Here is a 14,547-nt window from a genome sequence, read left to right as displayed (position 1 = left end):
TGGAGGACTACCATGGAAAACCATGAGTAATCGAGGAAAGCTAAAGCCAGGCAAGCCCACTCCGATCCTCACCGTCCCGGAGAGCATTGAGCGCCCGGAGTACGTATGGAAGGACGAAGTACAGGAGGCCGTAGGCGAGCCCTATGTGCAGTCCCCAGAGGTCATCGAGAAGATGCGTGAGGCCTGCAAGATTGCAGCCAACGCCCTCAAGGAGGCCGGCAAGGCCGTGCAGCCGGGCGTAACCACTGATTATGTGGACCGGGTGGCGCACGAGTACATGTGCGACCACGGCGCTTACCCGTCCACGCTGGGCTACCGCGGCTTCCCTAAGTCCAGCTGTGTTTCCCTTAACGAGATTGTCTGCCACGGCATCCCGGATACCACCGTGATTGAGGATGGTGACATCGTCAATATCGATATCACCGCTTATAAGAACGGCGTCCACGGTGACAATAACGCCACCTTCCTTGCCGGTAATGTCTCCGAGGAACACCGCCTGCTGGTAGAGCGCACCAAGGAAGCCACTATGCGGGGCATCAAGGCTGCAAAGCCTGGCCGTGAGATTAACGTCATTGGCCGCGTTATTGAGTCTTATGCCAAGCGCTTCGGCTACAACGTCGTGCGCGATTTCACCGGCCACGGCGTCGGCCCAACTTTCCACAACGGTCTTGTGGTCCTACACCATGACTCGACCGTGTACCGCGACATCCTTGAGCCTGGCATGACCCTGACTGTTGAGCCGATGATTAACCTCGGCTCTTTGGACTATGAAATCTGGGATGATGACTGGACCGTCCAAAACACCGACGGCAAGTTCACCGCTCAGTTTGAGCACACCCTCGTCATTACCGAAGACGGCAATGAAATTCTTACCATTCCAGATGAGGACTAGTACTTAGTCTCAGAACAATCTGAATGCCGCCTCCATTTCCAGAGAAGGGGAGTGGAGGCGGCTTTTGCATACTTGCCTATGTCTCGCGGAGCAGTCGGCCGTATCGGAGCGACTATATATAGCAAAAAGGGCCTCGTTACAAGAACGAGGCCCGTGCAAGCCCTAGCTATCTAGAGCCAATCTGCTGCTGTTAATTAGCGGCGGAAGATTGGGTCCAGGATGTGCTGCGGGATGATGCCGTTGTGAACAGCGTAGTTGTAAGCGCCGATGATTGCGCCGATAACGGAGGTGATGCCCAGTGCGGTAGCACCCTTCTTCCAATCGGAAGCCCACTCCGGGATGTTTTCGGAGATTTCGGTGCCCCACATGTCCTCGCCGGTAACCTGGTTTTCAGGCTTAACGACAGGCTTGCCGTCCTCACCTTCGGACCATGCACCCTTCTTCTTGCCCAGCTGGGTGAAGGAGCTGGAGGAAGAGGAGGAGGTGGTGTTCTCGTTGGTGGAAGAGGACTCTGCAGAAGCAACGGCGGTGCCGCCGAAGGCTACGGTGACAGCGGTAGCAGCAGCAACGGCTGCGGTGCGGAAGTTACGCATTGTGAAAATTACCTTTCGGAAGTTTTGATTGAGCCGTGTGGCTGTTGCTTAGAAGGACGGGCCGTGAACGAAGAAGTTGTATACAGGGCCGATGATGCCGCCGAGCAGGGCGCCGATGCCTGCTACAACGGTTGCACCGTAGAAGACCTTTGCCCATGCCGGCTGGTCGGAGAAGTCCTTGGAAGAACCGAAGATGCCAACGCCGTTAGCTGCCTGGTCGCCCTCGAGCTTGTGGCCAAGCTCGGAGGACAGAGAGCCGCCGGACTTGCCGTTGTCATCGTCGCCGCCCTTTGCGGTGTTGGACGGGTTCTGCGGCTGTACCTCGATCTCGGTGCCGTTCTGGTTGACGGTCTCGTCAGCGGAAGCAACGGTGGTGCCGCCGAAGGCAACGGCGAGAGCGGTTGCGCCAGCGATAGCTGCATTGCGGATACGCATATCAAAATTCCTTAAAAGTCGTACTTGCAAGGCTTCCACATTGGGAAACCAAAGTGTTATTGAATGTACAGGGAACATCCAGAAACACGCGGTAGCCGTGTTCGTATCGGCTCTAGCCGGTGTCTCAACACAATTTAGTAAAACTGTTGTCCTTTTGCACGTCATGGGCCGAAATTCCGGCCATTAAATTTATTTGGGCCCCTTAAAGGAGTTGAATTCCCTGAAAATGCAAAGTAGGAATCCTTAGTCTGAAGTGGGAAGATATCTTATAGGCTGGGAAGATACTGGGCATGTGTGAGAAATATCACGTAACAATTTACTTTTACCACTCCAGTCCCAAAAGGGCATTTTCCACTACTTCTGGCAGCGCAGGGTGGATCCAATATTGGTTGCGAGTGAACTCCCGCATGTCCAATTTGTAGGCCATCGCGGTAATCAATTGCTGGATGAGGGTGGAGGCCTGCGGGCCCATGAGGTGCGAGCCGAGAAGCTGCCCTGTCGCGCGATCGGCAACTAGCTTGCAGATACCGGTGCTATCTTCCATAGCCCAGCCGTAGGCAACGTCGCCAAAGTTCTGGACCTTGACGGTGACGTCGAAGCCCTTCTGTCGTGCTTGCTTCTCAGTTAGGCCCACTGTGGCGATTTGTGGGTGGGTAAAGATGGCGGCGGGGACATTGTCGTGGGGCAGTGGGCGGAGATCTTCTGGGTGGAGCAGGTTGTGCTGCACGGCACGGGTCTCCGCATTGGCTACGTGCTTGAGCATATATGGAGAAGAGACATCGCCAAGCGCCCAAACGCCCTCGGCGGTGGTTCGGCCGAACTCGTCGGTGCTCACGCGGGCGTCGGCAAGCAGCTTAATGCCTGCCTTGTCCAGATCCATCTGATCGCCGTTTGGGGTGCGCCCGGTAGCAACGAGAATCGCTTCTGCTTCCACGGACTCACCATTGTCGAGCTCCAACCGCACTCCATTGTCGGTCTTTTCGAGCTTGGTGCCATTGGCTATGCGCACGTCGAAGCGATCACGGGCAATCTGGTTGAAGCGCCTGGAAATGTCATCATCGAGGTGGCGCAGCAAGGTCTCGGACCGGTTGACCACGGTCACCTTGGTGCCGAGGCCGTCGAAGACGTGGGCAAACTCCATCGCGATATAGCCGCCGCCCACCACGATTAAGCTCTCCGGCTGGTGGTCCATGCGCATAATGTCTTCATTGGTGTAGTACTTGATGCCGGAATCTGCATAGACCTCCGGAATGACCGGCCGGGAACCGGCGGCAATGACGATCTGATCGCCACTGATGACATGGTTGCCAGTTTGTATGGTCTTGGGGCCAACAAAGCGAGCGTGTTCGTCGTAGACGGTGATATTAGGGGTTTCCTCACCGCGGCGGTACTGCTCGCCGCCTTGGGCAATCTGGTCGATGCGGTTGTTAAAGACGCGGTCCACAATGGAGTTCCAGTCCACGCTGTTGACCTGAGCATCTAGGCCTAGCCGGCCGGCTTCGCGTGCAGCCAAGGCGATGTCGGCGGCATAGACATACATCTTGGTGGGAATGCAGCCTACGTTGAGGCAGGTGCCGCCGAAGGTGCCCTTTTCAATGATGGCGATTTTCTGGTCATCAAAATCCGGGCTAGGGATGGAGTTTCCGGAGCCGGTGCCGATGATGATGAGGTCGAAATGTTCCTCGGCAGCGGGCGTGTGGGACTGGTGTGAAGTAGTCACGTTTATTCCTTATATATAGGGACTAAATTACTGAGTGGATTGTGGAGTATCGAGGACGGTGGGCAGCCACTTGTCACAGGCGTCAAAAGCTTCTTGGAGCGGGTCCGGAAGCGATAGGAACACATCGTGCCTAGCGCCCTTGATGGGATGCAAGGTGTAGTGGGCACTAAGTTCCTTTGCCCAGCGCCGCGTTTGCGCAACGTCGATGATGACATCTGCGTGGTTCACGCTGTCGGAGTAGGGCTGGCCCAAGTGAGTGCGAGTGGACTGCAAGGTCAAGATCGGCACGCCGGCATCAACGCGGCCGCTGTGAATAGCATCAAAGCCGTGGAATACCGCGGCTATCCAACCGACATATTTCTTATGGCCGGCCAGCGGCTTAAAGCGAAGGTCAAAATCCCAGTCGCCGTAGAAATCCTTGTGCACGGACTCGCCGTAAGCAGTGAGATTACCGCCGGGTAGCGGAGTCATTGGGGCTATACGGCCCAATGTGTAGAGCAGCGGCTTGAGTGGTGTGAGGACCTGGCCGGGCACGCCCATCATGTCGAGCCACGGACTGTTCAGGATGAGGCCTGCCAGGCGCTGGTGGCGCTCTCGGTCGGTTCGACGTAGATGATCCATCCACAGCGGGGCGATCAGGCCACCGGTGGAGTGGGCGATGAAGATGACTTCATCATTGGGGATCGCATCAAGTGCGGCGGTGAGGTCTGTAAAATACAGCGCCAGGTCCGAAGCATAGTGCCACGATTGGCCCGAGCGGCGCGAGCGGCCGCACTTGCGCAGATCGATGGCATAAAAGTCATAACCCTCGGCGGCAAAGTGCTCGGCTACGTGGGTGTGGAAGAAATAATCGGTCATGCCGTGTAGCCACACCAGCGCTGGGCGTGACGGGGCCGCTGACTCACGTGCAGTACCACCCGCGTGCTCCGGCGCGTAGTGCACCAGCGTGGTGACCACGTCGCCTTCGCCATCGGGGTCTGTACCCAAGTCAATGGTGGCAGCTTCATAGTCGGGGCCAAGTTTGTCTGGGCCCCATACCGGGGAGTGTGTAACCATGCCTCGATTCTAGGTGCAACGAAGAATTTATGGTGCTGCTACTGGGGTGTAAATGGTGGGGGCAGAAATTCCCACATTTTTGCCACTGGTCTGGGGGAGAAATCCCAAATTGAATGAGAAAAGCGTAGAGTAAGGCCTTAATGCGTGACGCACTGCCAGGTTGTCATAGTGCAGCGATGGTGGCGCGGGGCGCTAAGCGCTAAAAATCAAGGCGTAGACCGCGCCGATGGATATCTATTTTCAATTCGAAGAGGTAATAACACAGTGTCCTCCGCTAAGAAGACAGCACAGGTTGTAGACGAGGTCGATGTAGCACTTATCGGTGCTGGCATCATGAGCGCCACCCTGGGTGCTATGCTCCGCGAGTTGGAGCCCAGCTGGACCCAAATGGTCTTTGAGCGCCTTGATGGCCCCGCATTGGAGTCCTCCTCCCCGTGGAATAACGCCGGTACCGGCCACTCCGCACTGTGCGAGCTGAACTACACCCCGGAGAAGAACGGCCGCATTGATATCTCCAAGGCTCTGGGCATCAACGAGAAGTTCCAAAAGTCTCGCCAGTTCTGGTCCCACCAGCTCAACAACGGTATTCTCACCGACCCGAGCGAATTCATTAATCCGGTTCCGCACGTGTCCTTCGCACAGGGCGAAATCCAGGTGGATTACCTCAAGCGCCGCTATGATGTGCTGAGCGAGAAGCACATGTTCCCGGGCATGCAGTTCTCCGCAGACGATTCCGACTTTGCTGAGAAGCTGCCGCTGATGGCGAAGGGCCGTGACTTCTCCAATAAGGTGGCCATTTCTTGGACCGACGCTGGTACCGACGTCAACTTTGGCGCGCTGACCAAGCAGTTCCTGACCGCAGCCAAGGCCTCCGGCACCGAGATCCGCTATGGCCATGAGGTCATCGATATCAAGCGTGATGGCTCCGCGTGGAAGGTGTACTCCAAGAACAAGCACACCGGCGACATCACCGTAGTTAAGGCCAAGTTCGTCTTCGTAGGTGCCGGCGGTTACGCCCTGGACCTGCTGCGTAAGGCAAAGGTGAAGGAAGTTGCCGGTTACGCAGGCTTCCCGGTATCTGGTCTGTGGCTGCGCTCCAAGAACCCGGAGCTTATCGAGCAGCACCAGGCAAAGGTCTACGGCAAGGCTGCCGTGGGCGCCCCACCAATGTCGGTGCCGCACCTGGATACCCGCGTGATCGACGGCGAGAAGGGTCTGCTCTTCGGTCCTTACGGTGGTTGGAGCCCGAAGTTCCTGAAGAAGGGCACCTACCTGGACCTGTTCAAGTCCATCCGCCCAGACAACATCACCTCTTACCTCGGCGTTGCCGTGCAGGAGTTCGGCCTGACCAAATACCTGGTGGATGAGGTGCGCAAGAGCTTCTCGGACCGCGTGGAAGCCCTGCGCGAGTACGTACCGGAAGCAAAGGAAAGCGACTGGGAAACCGTTATCGCTGGCCAGCGCGTCCAGGTGATTAAGCCTGCTGGTGCCCCGCAGTTCGGTTCCCTCGAGTTCGGCACCACCTTGGTGAATAACCAGGAGGGCAATATCGCCGGCCTGCTCGGCGCTTCCCCGGGTGCATCCATTGCCCCGGCCGTCATGCTGGAGCTGCTGGAGCGTTGCTTCGGCGAGCACATGATTGATTGGGCAGACAAGATTCGCGAGATGGTTCCGTCTTATGGCATCAAGCTGCGCAACGATGAGAAGCTGTACGACGAGATGTGGGAGTACACCCAGAAGACCCTGAAGCTGGACCGCTAAGAGCTAGCTTTCGGCCTCGTTAGCCCCTGCACCGCCGCTGTTGTGGTGCAGGGGCTTCGTGCGCTTTGAGCAAGGCGGGGAGGGATTAAGTACCGCAGTAGGTGAGGTAGCCCTCGAGACCATTAGGATCCGGCGATTCGAACGGTGGGTTGGGCTCCCACGGGTGGGTGACCGCGTGCAGGAGCTCCTGATACGGGCCCATCTCCCCGCGTTCGGCAGCATCCAGTGCGGATTCTACGGCGAGGTTGCGCGGGATAACCCGCGGCATGGCGTTATCGACGCGGGAAGGATCGGGCGAGGAGGCAAGGTAGTCATCCAAGAAGTCTCCCTCGGCAAAGAGCTCGCGGGCGTGGGTGGGGTGACCTGCGGCGGCGTCGGCAAGAGCGCGGTGAGCCAGCGTGATATCTGGACCGTTGAGCTGCATGGCTGCTGCATAGGAAGAAGCGACCTCCAGGGAGGTGTCCAAAGCCTTCGCCACATCTGCCCTGCGCTGGTGCTCAAAGCGGTCGCTAAAGCCGTTGATGGATTCTTGTGCAAGGCTCATGGCCTTATTCATGTCCATATCAAAAAGCGGCAGGAGGGATTCCGCTAAGCGGGCCAGGTTCCACCCCAGAATGGAGGGCTGATTGCCAAAGGCATAACGGCCCTGCCTATCGATGCTGGAGAAGACCGTCGCGGGCGAATAGGCCTCCATAAAGGCACAGGGGCCATAGTCAATGGTCTCGCCAGAGATGGTGGTGTTATCCGTATTCATCACGCCGTGAATAAAGCCCAAGCGCATCCACTGGGACACGGTGCGGATCTGCGCATCCATCACCTGGGTGAAAAATTCCTGGTAGTCCGCGCCAGGGTAGTGGCGCGCAATGGCATAGTCGGCCAATTGGCGGGTGTAATCCGTCTGCGCGGCTAGGTGAAAGGTGCCGACGCGGATGTGGCTAGCGGCCACGCGTACCACAATGCCGGCCGGTTGCACGTGCCCGCGCTGAATGGGCCGTCCGGTGGAAATAACCGCCAGCGCCCGGGTGGTGGGAACGCCCAAGGCATGCATAGCCTCAGAGACTAGGTACTCGCGCAGCATGGAAGACAGCGTTCCGCGGCCATCGGACCCGAGGCGGGAAAAGGGAGTAAGTCCAGTTCCCTTGGCATGGAGATCCCATAGCCGCCCGTCCTTATCCACCTCGCCCAAGAGCATGGCCCGGCCGTCTCCCATCTGCGGGTTAAACGCACCGAATTGGAAACCGGAATAGGCCATGGCGTGGCCGCCCGCGCGGCCGGTAAGGAAATCCATGCCCTCGGAGGAGCGCAGCCAGTCCGGGTCAAAGCCCAACTGCCTGGCCAGTTCCTCGTTGAGGATGACCATCTCTGGGTTCGGCTGCTCCTCCCCCTCGGTGGGGCGAACCAGGTGGGGAAGCTTCTGGGCAAAATCGTGGTGTAGCTGCATCTAAACCTCCAGTGTTCCGCGCACGCGAATCTGGGCGCGACCGCCTACCCAAATATCCGTGCCGTCATCGTTGATAAATACTTCGCCCGCCCGGCCAATCTGGCTGCCTTGTGTTGCGGTATAACGCGTTGGCACCAGGTTGCGCGAGCGCATAAACTGCGCGGCGCCGCCATTGAAAGAACCGGTGACCGGGTCTTCAAATTGCGTGGTAAAGGCCCGAACCTCATAGGCCGGCTCGCCCTCCGCGGCGTTAGGCTTAAGGCCCACAACGCCGACCTTGGGGCGCTCGCCTTGGGGCTTAACCGCACGCACCGCCTCGGCATCGCGTAATTGGAGCAGGCGCCAGCCCGGGCCATTGTCCACCCAGCCATGGTCGACAATATCCGCGCTATCTAGCCCCAGCCCACCGCAGGCCTCCTTCAGATCCGCCGGGCTTAGCGGTTCTTCGCGGCGCAGCGGCGGGGTAGCAAAGGACAAGACTTCGCCCTCTTGGCGGACAGTTACCAAGCCCACGCCGCATTCTTGGACGATGGCTCCCTCTGTCTGCGGGTTATTGCCTAGCGCCCGCCACGCGGCAGCGCTGCCCAAGGTGGGGTGGCCGGCAAAATCAAACTTTTCGTACGGGGTGAAAATGCGCACGCGGTAGTCCGCGCGGGCGTCGTGAGGTTCGAGCAAGAAGGTAGTCTCAGAAAAGTTGGTCCAGTTCGCGATTGCCTGCATCTGCTCGGTACTTAGGCCATCGGCGCCCGCAATCACCGCCAAGGCATTGCCATTAAAGGCACCCGTGGCAAAAACATCAACCTCAAAGAACTCGTGGTGCATGCCAGCCAGTCTAGTCAGCCCCAGGGATGAGGACTATGGCCTAGAGCCTGCGCTAGCCTAGAAAGCCATGAAGAAGCTATGGCCCGATGCACTTCGCGCGTGGGTAGGCCCACCGTGGAGAATTATCATTCCACTGTTTTTATGGGTTTCTTCTGCTTCTTATGCTGCTGATGTATTGGACGGGGATTCCCTCTTTCACAAGGGCGTTTTAGTTCTTTATTGCGTTGTCCTCCCATTGGCGTTGTGGCTGCAACCTAAGTTGAAGGAAAAGGCGATAGGCGCAATCGCCATTGTTTTTACCCTGTGTCTTTTTACCCCTTTGGCCGCGTTGAGTAACGTCCATGCTTTTCCCTTGGCGTATTGCGTTTTTCTCATTGGGGCGCATTCCCCGAAACGCATGCGCCGTGTATGGATTGTCTGGATAGGCGTAGGCACCCTTTTCTCTGTGTGGGCACAGCACTTTGGCAACCTTATCTTTAGGCATATTGATTTTGGGCTCGAGGGGGCACAGATTGATCCCCTAGTGTCCTTAGCCTCCGTTATTCTCATCGCGTGGCCGGTCATGGGATTTTTCTTCTTGCTTGGCACCAATGACCGCAAAAAGCGCGAGGACCAGCAGCTTCTGATTGAACGTGCGGAGATGGCTGGCGCGGTGGAGCGCAACCGCATCGCCCGAGAGATGCATGACATTGTGGCGCATAATTTAGCAGGCGTTATCGCTCTTGCCGACGGCGCCCGGTTCGCCGCTGCCAAAAATTCCGCAGCGGCCACAGAAGCCCTGGAAACCATTGCCTCTACCTCTCGCGATTCCCTCAAGCAGATGCGCGGATTGCTCTCCGTGCTGCGAGATGGCGATTCCCGCGCCGATACCAAGGCGCCTGGCGCGAGCGATATTGCCGGCCTTATCTCGGAAGCCCGCCGCAGCGGCTTCGATATCACCGTGCACGGGCTGGAGGACCTTCCGACCGAAAGCGACGAGCTCTACCAATTCACCGTCTACCGCGTGGTGCAAGAAATTTTGACCAATATGCTCAAGCATTCCCGCGATAAAAGGGGAGTACTGCGCTTCCGCTCTACTGGAAACGGCCTAGTATTGAGCGCCGATAACCCGGCCGCACGCACGCCAGACAATCACAAGCCCGGTTACGGGCTCATCGGAATGAGCGAGCGCGTTAAGGCCTATGGCGGCAGCGTTGCTACCCGTACTGAGGATGGACACTTCTTTATCACTGTGGAGGTACCCAATGACTAACCCTGAGCAGCCAATAGGTGCGTCCGCTGGCCCCATCCGTATCGGCCTAGTCGATGACCAGCCCCTCGTGCGCGCCGGGTTCGCCATGCTTCTTGGTTCCCAAGAGGATTTGGACGTTGCCTGGCAGGCATCCGATGGCGATGAAGTCCTCGACCTCGCCCGCGCGCAGCCTGCCGATATCGTGCTCATGGATGTCCAGATGGCCCGCGTCAATGGCATCGCCGCCACCGAAAGGCTGCTGCCGGAATTCCCGGACACCCAGGTCATCATGCTTACCACCTTCGATGACCAGAACTTTGTCCATGGCGCCATTTCCGCTGGGGCTTCTGGATTCCTGCTCAAAGACGTCGAACCGGAGGAACTCCTCGCCGCTATTCGTACCGTACATTCCGGCGAGGCCGTCCTTTCACCGCGCATTACCGCGCAGGTGCTGCAGCAATTGCGCAGCGAGCAGTCCGCGTCACAGCCTAATTCACATGCCACCCCCGTTGCGACAGCAGCTACCGCCCCTCCGACAGAAGATCTCACGCCACGCGAGCTGGACGTCCTCAAGCTGATGGCACTGGGGTATTCGAATACCGAAATCGCGGAGTGCGAGTTCGTCTCCATGGCCACGGTCAAGACCCACGTGCGCCACATCTTGACGAAAACCGGCTCGCGCGACCGCGTGCATGCTGTGCTTTACGCCCTTACTCATGGCGTGGTTTCGGTGGAGGAGCTGCTGTCTCATCCCTAGGTATGACCTGCTAAATCACTCCCAAGGATGGTTACTTCGTGCTGGTCAGGCGGCACGATGGAAACCATGCTCAAAGTTTCACACCTTTCCAAGAATTTCCGTTCCTTTAAAGCAGTAGATGACCTCTCCTTTGAGGTCCCAGACGGTCAAGTCACCGGCTTCCTCGGACCGAATGGTTCTGGCAAATCCACCACCATGCGCATGTGCGTGGGGTTGGAGAATCCGACTTCCGGCACCGCGACTTTTGATGGCACGCCCTTCCGCGGGCTGTCCAATCCCGCTACCACGGTGGGCACCTTGTTGGATGCCAACTGGTTCCACCCGGGCCGCAGCGCTCGTGCCCACCTGGGGTACATGGCCGCGTTGCAGGGCGTGTCCATGAACCACGTGGATGACACCCTGGACCGCGTCGGACTTACCCAGGTAGCCACCAAGCGAGTGGGCGGCTATTCGCTAGGCATGAAGCAGCGCCTGGGCCTTGCCTGTGCTCTCATCGGCGAGCCGAAGCACTTGCTTCTTGACGAACCCGTCAACGGCCTCGACCCCGAAGGCGTGCACTGGATGCGTGCCCGTATTCGCGAATTCGCCGAGGCCGGCTGCTCCGTGCTGGTTTCCTCCCACCTGCTTTCGGAGATGCAGCTCACCGCAGACCGCCTCGTGGTCATCGGCAAGGGCAAGCTGCTGGGCGAGGGCACCGTCGAGGAGTTCGTCAACGGCACGGGAGGCGCAAGCCTCGAGGTGATTGTGGACCAGCCCGATGAACTCCTGCGGCTGTTGCACGGCACCGACGCGGAGACCTCCTTTGACGGTGAAGTCTTGCGCGTGCGCGGCCTCGAAGGCTCCGACATCGGCCGCATCTGCCTGGATAACCGCATTCTTATCTCCAGCTTGGAACGCAAGCAGCCCTCCCTGGAAGAGGCCTACCTCGGCGCTACCGCCGACCACGTGGCCTACCGCTCCGCCTAAACGCACAACCCAACCTTTAAGGACAGATTTCTATGAATACTGTGGTTTCAGAATCCCGCAAACTCTTTTCCCTGCGCTCTACCTGGGTCTACCTCGCCATCGTGGCACTTGGCATGGCCGCCGGCGGCGTGCTCATGGCCTGGGGCTATGACTTTAACGGCAGCGTGGATGGCAAATTCCAATCTAGCGATATAGCTATTGCTAGTGAACTCGCTGTTGTAGTCATGATTTTCGCATCCGCGATGATGGTCGGCGGTGACTTAGGAAAAGGAACCGTTGCATGGTCTTATCTTTCATCCAACCGCCGCGTTGGTATAGTGCTCAACCAATTTGCAGTCATCCTGGTAGCACTCTTGCTCGCAGCAACATTTGGCATGGCCGTGGGTGCCCTGCTGATTGCGGCATTCGGCGGCGATATTAACTTTGCTAGCTTCACCCAATGGCCGGATTGCAACCAGATTGTGCTGGCTTATGTGGAATGGACCGGTTTCACCTCACTTGCTATGGGGCTGGCATATTTGCTGCGCAGTGGCACCTTCGCTGCGATGATCTTAGTAGTGGAATTTTTCGTGGTAGAAACGGCACTTATAGCCTTCAATACCTCGTGGGCCCAATCCATCTTGAATGTCATGCCATTTGCCAATATGCAAACCTTGGTCCTTGGCAGCGAGTTAGGCGGCTTGGACCATTCCCGCGGTGTGTGTGCATTGATTCTCGGCGTGATGCTCGCGATCTGCGTCGGGGGTGCATGCGTGGTATCCCGCCGCCGTTCTGTCGCCAAATAGTGCCCAGAAATAACTACGCTGGTGGGCATGAGTGATGCACTTTTTGCCCGCATAGAACCCATCCAGACCATGCGGGATGGCACGGTCAAGCAGGTCAACCCGTTCTCCGGGACCGAGGTGTGGACCGTGCCGGGTCGGGGCAACCGCCCCTTGTCCACACCGGTGGCTAACCCGCAGCCCTTGCACGAAGAAGACTTCACCCACCGCTGCGCCTTTTGCTCAGGTCGCATGACTGATACTCCGCCGGAAAAGGCCCGCATCCTGCCTTCCGGCGGGATTGTGCGTGGATTGCCCTTGACTGAATACGGCCACACCGTCCCGGCCTTTCGCCGCATTCCAAATCTTTTTGAAATCGTCTCCTATGACTACTGGCGCGCTAACTACGGCTTCGATATGGACGCCGAGACCCGCCAACGTATGCACAACTACCTTGCCGATCCTGCCGGCCGAGAACATGTGCTCAAGATCGTGCGCACGAAGCGAAAGGCAGCGCACCTGCCTGAGGCCAGCGAAGAGGAACTTATAGAACAGGCGGCGGGCTTCTTCGCAGGAGGCCACGACGTCATCGTGGCCGGCCGCCATTTTGAGCGCGGTGCACAGGATGATTCGCACGTGGTATCTTCCGGCACCCTAAGCGCCGAAGAGCACCTGCTTTTTATGCAGCTGACTATCGATGCCATGCGGGACCTCTACGAGCGCAACCGCTACGCACCCTATGTGGTGGCCTTCCAAAACTGGCTGCAGCCAGCCGGCGCCTCCTTTGAGCACTTGCACAAGCAACTCGTCGCCATCGATGACCGAGGAATGGCCTCCCACCGGGAGGTACAGATGCTGCGCAGCAATATGAACATGTACAACGAGTGGGCCGTGGACTATGCCGCTAGCCGCAACCTCATCGTTGCAGAAAATGACCATGCCGTTCTCTTCGCCGGCTTTGGGCACCGCTATCCCACCTTGGAGGTCTACTCCAAGTCCGCTACCTGTGAGCCGTGGCGGCAGTCAGAAGAGGAAATCCGCGCCATGAGCGACCTTGTTCACGCCGCCCACGCCGCAGTAGGCCGCGAGGTGCCCTGCAATGAGGAGTGGCACCACAAGCCTGCCGACGTCGACGTCGCTCAGCCATGGCGCATTCTCATCAAGCTCCGCATTTCTACCCTTGCCGGATTCGAAGGCGGCACCAAGATTTACCTCAACACCATCTCGCCCTGGGATCTGCGCGATAGGGTAGTAAGCCAGCTTTATCCCCTGCGCGAGTCCGGGCATGTTGCCCGCTCGGTCCGCGTGGCCACCGAATGCTCGGTGCAGCGCAATAGCCTGCTGTATAACCCGCAGCTGCGCTAAGCGGGCAGCGTTGGGCTCAGCGCTTGACGACGAGCGTAAGCTCACTCGACCCAGGCCCCGGCTCCTCAACGGTCATACCCGCGGCGCGCGCGATGGCGGCAACGTCGGCGGCGCTGTAGGCGTCAGCAGGCGAGAGCGCTAACTCGCGGGCTAACAGGCCCTTGAAGTGCTTATTGAAGTGGCTGACCACCTTGCGCGAACCATCGTCCTGCAGGCTTTCCACCCGTACCGTTACCGCATCCTTTACACGGCCGAGCTGCTGGTAAGTGCCCGAGCGCAGATCGACAATAAGCTCGTCCACTCCCTCGAGCGCCTGCGTAATCTGCTTGCCCCAGCGCGACTTCATGGTGCGGCCACCAAGCTTGGAGCCACCCGAAAGCCGGTAATGCGGAATGGGGTCGCTGGCGCGGAGGACGCCAAAGAGGGCGTCGCCAATAGCAAGACGATCCCACGTGGGTAGGGAAGGGGCATCCAAGGCATCAAAAAGCACGCCGGTATAACGCAACACGGCCGGCATGGTGGGGGTGGTAAAAAGCCCCTGGTTGGATTCGGCCTCACCACGCAGCTTTTCCGAAAGCTTGAGTACCTCCATGGCCTCGTCTACCGGAAGAGACTGCAGCTCAGCGGCAATTTCTTGCCGGGTGGCATGCAATTGCGGAAAGGACAGTTGGCTGAAGTCAAGGGGCTGTCCCGTACCGCCATGGGCCTTAGTTTCTGAAGGAGGGAGGATAATGAGCATATATACAG

Annotated in this window: 14 protein-coding genes; 7 read left to right on the top strand and 7 right to left on the bottom strand. The window is 58.4% G+C overall.

Annotated features, from left to right (window positions below; translation table 11 throughout):
• Positions 1 to 22 precede the first annotated feature (22 nt).
• A complete protein-coding gene (gene map, locus MHY24_RS03475) occupies positions 23 to 892 on the top strand; it encodes a type I methionyl aminopeptidase (protein ID WP_005325202.1) in 870 nt (289 codons plus the stop codon).
• Between the two features lie 194 nt (positions 893 to 1,086).
• Here the strand turns inward: map and MHY24_RS03470 are convergent, their stop codons facing one another.
• The 4 genes from MHY24_RS03470 to MHY24_RS03455 all read right to left on the bottom strand — a co-directional run bounded on the left by MHY24_RS03470 (position 1,087) and on the right by MHY24_RS03455 (position 4,696).
• Complete coding sequence (locus MHY24_RS03470) at positions 1,087 to 1,485, bottom strand: hypothetical protein (protein ID WP_239228366.1); 399 nt, start codon at positions 1,483 to 1,485, stop codon at positions 1,087 to 1,089.
• A 48-nt stretch (positions 1,486 to 1,533) separates the two neighbouring features.
• Positions 1,534 to 1,920, bottom strand: coding sequence for a hypothetical protein (locus tag MHY24_RS03465; protein ID WP_204608559.1), 387 nt, complete (start codon positions 1,918 to 1,920; stop codon positions 1,534 to 1,536).
• Between the two features lie 322 nt (positions 1,921 to 2,242).
• Positions 2,243 to 3,640, bottom strand: coding sequence for a mycothione reductase (gene mtr, locus MHY24_RS03460; RefSeq protein WP_239228365.1), 1,398 nt, complete (start codon positions 3,638 to 3,640; stop codon positions 2,243 to 2,245).
• A 27-nt stretch (positions 3,641 to 3,667) separates the two neighbouring features.
• Positions 3,668 to 4,696 (bottom strand): alpha/beta hydrolase, encoded by a 1,029-nt coding sequence (locus MHY24_RS03455; protein ID WP_239228364.1) that lies wholly within the window; start codon positions 4,694 to 4,696, stop codon positions 3,668 to 3,670.
• A gap of 264 nt (positions 4,697 to 4,960) precedes the next feature.
• Here MHY24_RS03455 and mqo point away from each other — a divergent pair, with 264 nt between their 5' ends.
• Positions 4,961 to 6,457, top strand: coding sequence for a malate dehydrogenase (quinone) (mqo, locus tag MHY24_RS03450; protein ID WP_005325195.1), 1,497 nt, complete (start codon positions 4,961 to 4,963; stop codon positions 6,455 to 6,457).
• Between the two features lie 85 nt (positions 6,458 to 6,542).
• Here the strand turns inward: mqo and MHY24_RS03445 are convergent, their stop codons facing one another.
• Together MHY24_RS03445 and MHY24_RS03440 are read right to left on the bottom strand one after the other, a co-directional pair.
• Positions 6,543 to 7,898, bottom strand: coding sequence for a YdiU family protein (locus MHY24_RS03445; protein ID WP_239228363.1), 1,356 nt, complete (start codon positions 7,896 to 7,898; stop codon positions 6,543 to 6,545).
• Positions 7,899 to 8,720, bottom strand: coding sequence for a PhzF family phenazine biosynthesis protein (locus MHY24_RS03440; protein ID WP_239228362.1), 822 nt, complete (start codon positions 8,718 to 8,720; stop codon positions 7,899 to 7,901).
• Between the two features lie 397 nt (positions 8,721 to 9,117).
• On the opposite strand from MHY24_RS03440, the gene MHY24_RS03435 reads away from it, so the two are divergent.
• From MHY24_RS03435 to MHY24_RS03415, 5 genes are all read left to right on the top strand, one after another.
• On the top strand, positions 9,118 to 9,972 hold the full coding sequence (locus MHY24_RS03435) for a sensor histidine kinase (RefSeq protein ID WP_239194475.1): 855 nt from the start codon (positions 9,118 to 9,120) through the stop codon (positions 9,970 to 9,972).
• Entirely contained in the window at positions 9,965 to 10,708 is a 744-nt protein-coding gene (locus MHY24_RS03430; RefSeq protein WP_239228361.1) for a response regulator transcription factor, read from the top strand. The genes MHY24_RS03435 and MHY24_RS03430 overlap by 8 nt, the downstream gene beginning before the upstream one ends.
• Positions 10,709 to 10,774: 66 nt before the next feature.
• Positions 10,775 to 11,674, top strand: coding sequence for an ABC transporter ATP-binding protein (locus tag MHY24_RS03425; protein ID WP_239194469.1), 900 nt, complete (start codon positions 10,775 to 10,777; stop codon positions 11,672 to 11,674).
• A gap of 32 nt (positions 11,675 to 11,706) precedes the next feature.
• On the top strand, positions 11,707 to 12,459 hold the full coding sequence (locus MHY24_RS03420; protein ID WP_239228360.1) for an ABC transporter permease: 753 nt from the start codon (positions 11,707 to 11,709) through the stop codon (positions 12,457 to 12,459).
• 27 nt (positions 12,460 to 12,486) lie between these two features.
• The gene (locus MHY24_RS03415) at positions 12,487 to 13,800 is read left to right on the top strand and encodes a DUF4921 family protein (RefSeq protein WP_239228359.1); all 1,314 of its coding nucleotides are present in this window, start codon (positions 12,487 to 12,489) and stop codon (positions 13,798 to 13,800) included.
• Between the two features lie 16 nt (positions 13,801 to 13,816).
• Here MHY24_RS03415 and yaaA read toward each other — a convergent pair whose 3' ends face one another.
• Positions 13,817 to 14,539 carry a peroxide stress protein YaaA gene (gene yaaA, locus MHY24_RS03410; RefSeq protein ID WP_034668531.1) on the bottom strand — a complete coding sequence of 241 codons (723 nt, stop codon included), beginning with the start codon at positions 14,537 to 14,539 and terminating at the stop codon, positions 13,817 to 13,819.
• Positions 14,540 to 14,547 lie beyond the last annotated feature (8 nt).

Source organism: Corynebacterium sp. ACRPQ, assembly GCF_022347225.1.
GTDB lineage: Bacteria > Actinomycetota > Actinomycetes > Mycobacteriales > Mycobacteriaceae > Corynebacterium > Corynebacterium tuberculostearicum_D.
The sequence above is the reverse complement of the archived record's forward strand: the minus strand, read 5'-3'. Positions and strand labels throughout refer to the sequence as shown.